The organism is Herbaspirillum sp. NPDC101397, assembly GCF_044767325.1.
Classification (GTDB): Bacteria; Pseudomonadota; Gammaproteobacteria; order Burkholderiales; family Burkholderiaceae_D; genus Herbaspirillum.
Genome location: NZ_JBIWNS010000009.1, coordinates 255,534 through 264,142, shown reverse-complemented (window position 1 = coordinate 264,142; position 8,609 = coordinate 255,534). Strand labels below are relative to the sequence as shown.

The 8,609-nt window shown below is 60.1% G+C and carries 8 protein-coding genes; 3 read left to right on the top strand and 5 right to left on the bottom strand.

The window, feature by feature from the left end; translation table 11 throughout:
• The 4 genes from ACIROW_RS21700 to mfd form a co-directional block, all read right to left on the bottom strand.
• Nucleotides 1-96, bottom strand: a 96-nt coding sequence (locus ACIROW_RS21700; RefSeq protein ID WP_402278782.1) for a CoA-transferase, incomplete at its 3' end; no start/stop codon positions are given.
• 129 nt (nt 97-225) lie between these two features.
• Nucleotides 226-606, bottom strand: coding sequence for a DUF4870 family protein (locus ACIROW_RS21695; RefSeq protein WP_402278768.1), 381 nt, complete (start codon nt 604-606; stop codon nt 226-228).
• A 34-nt stretch (nt 607-640) separates the two neighbouring features.
• On the bottom strand, nt 641-1,483 hold the full coding sequence (serB, locus tag ACIROW_RS21690) for a phosphoserine phosphatase SerB (RefSeq protein WP_402278766.1): 843 nt from the start codon (nt 1,481-1,483) through the stop codon (nt 641-643).
• A 28-nt stretch (nt 1,484-1,511) separates the two neighbouring features.
• Entirely contained in the window at nt 1,512-4,958 is a 3,447-nt protein-coding gene (gene mfd, locus ACIROW_RS21685; protein ID WP_402278764.1) for a transcription-repair coupling factor, read from the bottom strand.
• A gap of 167 nt (nt 4,959-5,125) precedes the next feature.
• On the opposite strand from mfd, the gene ispD reads away from it, so the two are divergent.
• The 3 genes from ispD (at nt 5,126) to ACIROW_RS21670 (ending at nt 6,758) form a co-directional block, all read left to right on the top strand.
• Complete coding sequence (gene ispD / locus ACIROW_RS21680; RefSeq protein WP_402278763.1) at nt 5,126-5,866, top strand: 2-C-methyl-D-erythritol 4-phosphate cytidylyltransferase; 741 nt, start codon at nt 5,126-5,128, stop codon at nt 5,864-5,866.
• Nucleotides 5,867-5,886: 20 nt separating this feature from the next.
• Nucleotides 5,887-6,390 (top strand): 2-C-methyl-D-erythritol 2,4-cyclodiphosphate synthase, encoded by a 504-nt coding sequence (gene ispF, locus ACIROW_RS21675; protein ID WP_402278761.1) that lies wholly within the window; start codon nt 5,887-5,889, stop codon nt 6,388-6,390.
• A 164-nt stretch (nt 6,391-6,554) separates the two neighbouring features.
• Nucleotides 6,555-6,758 (top strand): cold-shock protein, encoded by a 204-nt coding sequence (locus tag ACIROW_RS21670; protein ID WP_053197264.1) that lies wholly within the window; start codon nt 6,555-6,557, stop codon nt 6,756-6,758.
• Between the two features lie 219 nt (nt 6,759-6,977).
• Here ACIROW_RS21670 and aceB read toward each other — a convergent pair whose 3' ends face one another.
• Nucleotides 6,978-8,564 carry a malate synthase A gene (aceB, locus tag ACIROW_RS21665; RefSeq protein ID WP_402278759.1) on the bottom strand — a complete coding sequence of 529 codons (1,587 nt, stop codon included), beginning with the start codon at nt 8,562-8,564 and terminating at the stop codon, nt 6,978-6,980.
• Nucleotides 8,565-8,609 lie beyond the last annotated feature (45 nt).

Here is an 8,609-nt window from a genome sequence, read left to right as displayed (position 1 = left end):
AATGCCGCACAGGCCGAAGCCGCCGACGGCAATCGTCTGGCCGTCCTTGACGATGCCGGATAACGCGCTGGACGCGTCGGGATAGACTTTATTCATGCTGTCGCCTCTCTTTTCTATTATTTCCAGTTGCTGATGTTGCTGAGGTTGCTGCTGTTGCTGCTGTTGCCGAAACTTGCCGGCCCATTCTAATCCATCTGCATGACAGGAGCTTGACGCCCCATCCGATCAAACAGGCATGGCCTTGTTGTCGTTGAGGTCGAGCCAGCCTTTGATGATGCGATAGGCTTTCCAGATCCATGCCAGCGACCAGATCAGCACCGCCAGCGGAATGCCAATCAGGGTGATCCACGCCAGGCCGCCTGCAAACATCCAGAACAGATACCACCAGAACGAGCGGATCTGCCAGCGGTGGTGGCTATAGACGAAGGTATCGGCGGCGTCGCCGCGCTTGATGTAGTTGACGATCAGCGGCAGCCACGACAGCATGCCCAGCGACAAGACCAGACTCAGCCCGTGGAAGATGTACAGCCACCACGCCAGGTCCTTGGCCGATTGCAGCCTGGCGTCGAACACCAGTTCCTGATTTCCCTGACTTGTCGTGTCCATGCGTTTCTCCCGGGTTGTTTGCAGATGCGTGTGATTACGCCAGTATGTTCAAGATGCCGTCGAGTCCCACAAAGTTCAATGCCACGCTTGCCTGAGCGCGCACGACTGGTTTGGCGCGGAACGCCACCGAAAGTCCGCTCACGCCCATCATCTTCAGATCATTGGCGCCGTCACCCATGACGATGGCTTGTGACGTCGGCACACCCAGTTCGGCGCAAACGCGCTCCACGGTCAGGCGTTTTTCCTCGGCGTTGACGATGCCGCCGACGACTTTGCCGGTCAGCTTGCCGTCGACGATTTCCAGTTCGTTGGAATGCGTGTAGTCGAGATTGAGGCGACTCTTCATGCGGTCGGTGAAGAAAGTGAAACCACCCGACACCAGCAAGGTCTTGAGACCGGCGGCCTGGATCGCCTGCAGCATCTTCTCCGCGCCCAGGGACAATTGCAGGCGTTCGTCGTAGACGCGCTGCAAGGCGCCGGCATCGAGTCCCTTGAGCAAGGCAACGCGACGCGTCAGGCTCTCGTTGAATTCGATTTCACCGCGCATGGCGGCTTCGGTGATTTCGGACACTTGCGGCTTCAGACCTTGCATGTCGGCGATCTCGTCGATGCATTCAATCGTGATCAGCGTCGAATCCATGTCCATCGCCACCAGCTTGAAATCCTTGAGCGTGCGGCCCGCTTCGACAAAAGCGTAATCGACTTGTTGCGCCAGGCAGGCGGCGTCGATTTGCGCCTTGAGCGCGGCGCTGTGGGCAATACCCTCGCAACGCCAGGCATGCGCGTTGATATCCACCACGCGCTGCGGCTGCGTGAGTCCAACGATGGCCTCGATGTCGGCGCGATTGGTGTTCAGTCCCTGCAAGATCAGATTCATGGTGCGTCTTCTTTGTATTTAAAATTTTTCAGCCGACCAGCGAGCGCATGGTCGCCTTGATTTGCATCACGCGCGCGTTGAGATCGGGCATGTTGGCGGTGATGCGCAACTTGTCCTGGCCGTTGAGCTTGATGTGGCGATTCTTCTGGATCAGCTCGATGATGCGCATGGCGTCGACCGGCGGATTCGGCACGAACTGCAGCAACGCCGATTCCGCGTGCGCGTCGATCTTGATGATGCCGAGCGGCTTGGCAGCGATGCGCAGGCGATGCGTCTCGACCAGCGCCTTGGCGACTTCAGGCAGCTTGCCGAAGCGATCGATCAGCTCTTCCTGCAAGGCGTCGATGGTTTCCTGCGAAGTACAGTTGGCGAAACGTTTGTACAGCGACAGGCGCTCGTGGACGTCGCCGCAATAATCGTTTGGCAGCAAGGCCGGCACATGCAGGTTGATCTCGGTGGTGCTGGCCAGCGGCGCCGCCAGATCCGGCTCGCGACCGTCCTTGAGTGCACGCACGGCTTCGCTGAGCATGTCGGAATACATCTGAAAACCGATCTCGTGCATCTCCCCCGACTGGCTGTCGCCGAGCACTTCGCCGGCGCCGCGGATTTCGAGGTCGTGCATGGCGAGGTAGAAGCCGCTGCCGAGTTCTTCCATCTGCTGGATCGCTTCGAGACGGCGTTGCGCCTGCTTGGTCAATCCCTTGACGTCGTTCACCAGAAGATAAGCATAGGCCTGGTGATGCGAACGGCCGACGCGGCCGCGCAACTGGTGCAACTGCGCCAGGCCGAACTTGTCGGCGCGATGCATGATGATGGTGTTGGCGGTCGGCACGTCGATGCCGGTCTCGATGATGGTGGTGCACAGCAGGATGTTGGAACGCTGCGCGACGAAATCGCGCATGACCTTTTCCAGGTCGCGCTCATGCATCTGGCCGTGTGCGATGACCACGCGTGCTTCCGGCAACAGCGCTTCGAGCATGGCCTTGCGGTTTTCAATCGTATCGACTTCGTTGTGCAGGAAGTAGACCTGGCCGCCGCGCTTCAATTCGCGCAGGCAGGCCTCGCGGATGGTCGACTCCCCTTCCGCGCGCACGAAGGTCTTGATCGCCAGTCGTTTTTGCGGCGCGGTGGCGATGATGGAGAAGTCGCGCAAGCCTTCGAGCGCCATGCCCAGCGTGCGCGGGATCGGCGTGGCGGTCAGCGTGAGCACGTCGACCTCGGCGCGCAGCGACTTGAGCGCTTCCTTCTGGCGTACGCCGAAGCGGTGTTCTTCGTCGATGATGACCAAGCCCAGGCGCGAGAATTTGACGTCGTCGGACAGCAGCTTGTGCGTGCCGATGATGATGTCGAGCGTGCCGTCGGCCATGCCCTTGATGGCCTGCGTGATTTCTTTTCCGGTACGGAATCGCGACAGCTCGGCGATGCGCACCGGCCAGTTGGCGAAGCGGTCGGCAAAGGTCTGCGCATGCTGCTCGGCCAGCAAAGTGGTCGGCGCCAGGATGGCGACCTGCTTGCCGCCCATGACGGCCACGAAGGCGGCGCGCAGGGCCACCTCGGTCTTGCCGAAACCGACGTCGCCGCAGATCAGCCGATCCATCGGCTTGCCGCTGGTCATGTCGCCGATGACAGCGTTGATGGCGGCAGCCTGGTCGGGCGTCTCTTCAAAGCCGAAACTCTCGGCGAAGGTTTCGTAATCGCGTGCGGAATACTGGAAGGCGTGGCCCTGGCGCAGCGCGCGGCGCGCATACAGGTTGAGCAGCTCGGCGGCGGTGTCGCGGATCTGTTGCGCCGCCTTGCGCTTGGCTTTTTCCCATTGGCCTGAACCGAGCGAATGCAACGGCGCGTCTTCCGGCGAAGCGCCCGAATAACGCGCGATCACGTGCAGCTGCGAAACCGGTACGTAGAGTTTGGTTTCCTTGGCGTATTCCAGATGCAGGAATTCAGTCTCGCCCTCGCCCAGATCCATACTGAGCAAACCCATGTAGCGGCCGATGCCGTGGTTGGCATGCACCACCGGATCGCCGATCTTGAGCTCGGACAAATCGCGCACCATGTGCTCGACCTGCGTGACGTTTTCCTGCTTCTTACGGCCGACGCGGCGGCCGGAACCGGCATACAGCTCGGTCTCGGTGATGAAGGCGACCTGTTCCTGCTCCAGCTCGAAGCCGGCATGCAGCGGCGCCACGCCCAGCATCAGCGGCTCGGTGTTGCCGATAAAGCTGTCGTAACCATCGCACAGCGCCGGATGCAGGTCGTATTCGGCGAAGTATTGCTGCAATGTTTCGCGGCGGCCGTTGGACTCGGCGCACAGCATGACGCGCTTGCCGGTCTTGAGCAGGTAGCCGCGCAGGTTGGTCAGCGGATCGTCGGTGCGGCGATTGACGGCGACGTTGGGAATCGGCGCAGACAAAGCCGATGGCGCGTCGTCGGTTTGCAATACCCAGCGGCCGTAAGGCTTGACCAGTGTGAAGAAATCCTCGTCGGTGAGGAACACCTGCTCCGGCACCAGCACCGGACGTTCGCGATCGGCCTTGAGGAAGTTGTGGCGCGAGCGCGTGTCGCTCCAGAAACGCTTGATGGCCTGATCGATGTCGCCGACCGTGGCGAACATACTGTCCTCGGGCAGATAGCGGAACAATGTCGCGGTCTCTTCAAAAAACAACGGCAGATAATATTCGATGCCGGCCGAGGCGATGCCGTTGCCGATGTCCTTGTAGATCGCAGATCGAGAAGGATCGCCTTCAAACACTTCGCGCCAGCGGCTGCGGAAAGCGGTGCGTGAAACTTCGTCCATCGGGAATTCGCGGCCCGGCAGCAGGCGCACTTCGCGCACCGGATACAGCGAACGCTGGGTGTCGGCGTCGAAGGTGCGGATGGTTTCGATGGTGTCGCCGAACAGATCGAGGCGATACGGCAGCGCCGAGCCCATTGGAAAAATATCGATCAGACCGCCGCGCACCGAATACTCGCCGGGCGACATGACTTGCGTGACGTGGGTGTAACCGGCCAGCGTCAATTGCGACTTCAGACGCGCCTCGTCGAGCTTCTCGCCCTGCTTGAAGAAGAAGGTGTAGGCGGCCAGGAAACCCGGCGGCGCCATGCGCAACAAAGCGGTGGTGGCCGGCACGATCAGCACGTCGCACTGGCCGCTCTGCACTTCATACAAGGTGGCCAGACGCTCCGAGACCAGATCCTGATGCGGCGAAAAGGCGTCGTAAGGCAGCGTTTCCCAGTCCGGCAGCAAATGGCAGCGCAGCTTGTCTTCGCCCTCAGCGCTGCGCTGAAACCACGGGATTTCCGCTAGCAGGCGCTGCGCATCGGTGGCGTTGGCGACGACCACGGTCAGCATGCGCTTGTTGGCTTTCAAGGCAAGCGCGGCTTGCGCCAGCAGATAGGCGTCGGCGGAACCATGCGGCGCCGGCGGAACAAAGCGCGCACCCGGCTTGGGAAGGGATTTTTTCAGGTCAAAAGACATTAGCTGGATCGGAAGGCGCCTGGGGCGCGCAAAATACTGCGAAAGAAGCCAAATTTGGCTTTAGAATTCAGCCTCACATTATAAACGAAGCCCTCTGCTGGCAAGGCTGCGCCCCAAGGCGCCGCACGCAGGCATTTTCTGCGCTCTTGCCGTCATGGCGCACCGGCATGACCGCTTCCGCATCGTCACCTCAGGCCCGCCATTTTGCGCTGATCCCCGCCGCCGGCATCGGCGCGCGCGTGGGCGGCGCCATTCCCAAGCAATACCTGCCGCTGGCCGGCAAACCGATGCTGCAATATGCGCTCGACACCTTCGCTTCCAGCGCGCTGATCGCCCACACTTTCCTCGTGGTCAGCGCCGACGACGGTTACATCGGCGACTTCCTGAAGACGCAGCCGCAACTGGCAGGCAAGCTGACAGTGCTGCGCAACGGCGGCGCGACGCGCCAGGATAGCGTGCTGAATGGTTTGCAAGCGATCAGCGCGAAGCTCGGCGCGGACGACTGGGTGCTGGTGCATGACGCCGCACGCCCAGGGCTGACCGCTGAATTACTGGAGCGTCTCATCGCCTCGCTGCATGACGATGAAGTTGGCGGCCTGCTGGCGCTGCCGGTGGTGGACACGCTCAAGCGCAGCGGCGGCACGCCGGAGCGGCGGGAGCGCGTGCAGGCCACCGTGCCGCGCGATGCGCTGTGGGCGGCGCAGACGCCACAGATGTTCCGCTACGGTTTGTTGATGCGGGCGCTGGAACAGGCGCATGCGCAAAATCGCGTCGGCGACATCACCGACGACGCCAGCGCCGTCGAGATGCTGGGCCTGCAGCCAAAGCTGGTCGAAGGCAGCCCGCGCAATTTTAAAGTCACGCTGGCGCACGATGTCGCGCTGGCTGAACTCTTCCTGAAGACATAAGGATATAAAGGATATACCGCATGACGTTTTCCCCTCCTCCATTCCGCATCGGCCAGGGCTACGATTGCCACGCTCTGGTGACAGGGCGCAAGCTGATCATCGGCGGCGTCGAGATCCCGCACAAGACCGGCCTGCTCGGACATTCTGACGCGGATGTGTTGCTGCACGCCATCACCGATGCGATTTTCGGCTCGGCGGGATTGGGCGACATCGGCCGCCATTTCCCCGATACCGATGTGCAGTTCAAGGGCGCCGACTCGCGCGTGCTGCTGCGTGAAGCGGTCAAGCGCCTGGCCGCCGCCGGTTATATGATCGGCAACATCGACGCCACCATCATCGCGCAAGCGCCCAAAATGGCGCCGCATATTCCATCCATGGTGGCCCATGTGGCCGCTGATCTTGGCATTGCACCGGAGCAAGTAAACATCAAGGCCAAGACCAACGAAAAGCTGGGCTACCTCGGTCGCGAAGAAGGCATCGCCGCCGAAGCGGTCGTTTTGGTATACAAAACGGCAGCAAATTAAATCATTCTCATAGAGTGAAAAACGCTTGCATTGGCGATTTAATCGGTATAATTAAACGGTCGTTAAGATTCGAGTTGGTAGTGCGGTATTAGTCTGTCATTCCTCTCTAGGTTTAAACGATAATAACGGGCAAAAAGCCCACACTAACTTATTTAGGAATTAACATGGCAACTGGTATCGTAAAGTGGTTCAATGACTCGAAGGGCTTCGGCTTCATTACTCCTGACGAAGGCGGCGAAGATTTGTTCGCTCACTTCTCGGCTATCCAATCGAACGGCTTCAAGTCCCTGAAAGAAAACCAACGCGTTTCTTTCGAAGTGACTACTGGTCCTAAGGGCAAGCAAGCTTCGAACATCGTCCCGCAATAATTGCGCAGATAAGCAAATCGATTCGTCGGTTTGCTTCGATGATGAAAAATCCCCGACTTGTCGGGGATTTTTTTCGTCCGGAGATTTGTGATGACACGTTGGTGAGTGCCCTGCTCCAATGCAAAACGCCCGGCATGACCGGGCGTTTTTGCGTGTAGAGCGATGCTGGAGAAACGGCGACCTCAGTGCAGATCGCCGCCTCGCCGCATCAGCGCCTCATCAGATTTCTTCGTACAGCGGCAATGTCAGGAATTCGGCAAACGTCTCCGACGTCGACATGTCTTCGAAGATCTTGGCGGCGCGGTCGTAGGTCGGACCGGTACCGGCCACTTCCTTGACCTTGGCCAGTTCTTCCGGAATCATCGCGCGCACCATGTCGGCAGTAACCTTGCGGCCGTCTTCCAGGTTGCCCTTGCTGCTGCGGATCCATTGCCAGACTTGTGCGCGGCTGATTTCCGCAGTTGCCGCATCTTCCATCAGGTTGTGGATAGGCACGCAACCGTTACCGGCCAGCCAGGCACCGAGGTAGTGGATGCCGACGTTGATGTTGTAGCGCAGGCCGGCTTCGGTGATCGGCGTTTCAGGCTGGAAGTTGAGCAGGTCGGCCGCCTTGACGTCGACGTCCGGACGTTGCTTCTCGAACTGATTCGGCTTGTCGCCCAACACCGCCACGAATTCCTTCATCGATGGTTCGACCAGACCTGGGTGAGCCACCCAGCCGCCGTCGTAGCCGTCGGTCGCATCGCGACGCTTGTCGTTGATGATGCCTTGCATGGCGATGGCGTTCTTTTCCGGATCGTTCTTGATCGGGATCAGTGCGCTCATGCCGCCGATGGCGGGCGCGCCGCGCTTGTGGCAGGTCTTCAGCAACAGCAACGCATACGAACGCATGAACGGCGCGGTCATCGTAACCTTGGCGCGGTCGGCCAGGCAGAAGTCCTTATCGTTCTTGAATTTCTTGATGCAGGAGAAGATGTAATCCCAGCGGCCGGCGTTCAGGCCCGAGCTGTGCTCGCGCAGTTCGTACAGGATTTCTTCCATTTCGAAGGCGGCGGTGATCGTTTCGATCAGCACGGTCGCCTTGATGGTGCCTTGCGGCAGGCCGATTTCGTTTTGCGCCATCACGAAGATGTCGTTCCACAGGCGCGCTTCCAGGTGCGATTCCATCTTCGGCAGGTAGAAGTAAGGACCGGCGCCGCGCGCCAGTTGCTCCTTGGCGTTATGGAACAGGAACAGCGAGAAGTCGAAGATGCCGCCGGAGATGCGCTTGCCGTCGATGGTGACGTGCTTCTCGTCCAGGTGCCAGCCGCGCGGGCGCACCACCAGCGTGGCGATCTTGTCGTTGAGCTTGTAGCTCTTGCCGTTCGATTCCAGCGAAATGGTGCGGCGGATGGCGTCGAACAGATTGATCTGGCCGCTGATCTGGTTGTCCCAGACCGGCGAGTTCGAATCTTCGAAGTCGGTCATGTAGCTGTCGGCGCCCGAGTTGAAGGCGTTGATGACCATCTTGCGCTCGACCGGACCGGTGATTTCGACGCGGCGGCATTTCAGTGCTTCAGGGATTGGAGCGATCTTCCAGTCGCCGCTGCGGATGTTCGCAGTCTCAGGCAGGAAGTCGGGACGCTCGCCGGCGTCCAGACGCTTTACACGCTCAACGCGCGCGGCCAGCAACTCTTGGCGACGCGACTCGAAGGCGCGGCTTAATTTGGCTACCAGCGCGAGCGCGTCAGGCGTCAGGATCTGTTCATAACCAGGCTTGATTTCACCAGAAATCTGCATCCCGGCCGGCAGTGTCAATTGCGTCATGCTGTGCTCCTAAGTAGATAAAAAATCGGATGACAATGTCTTGTC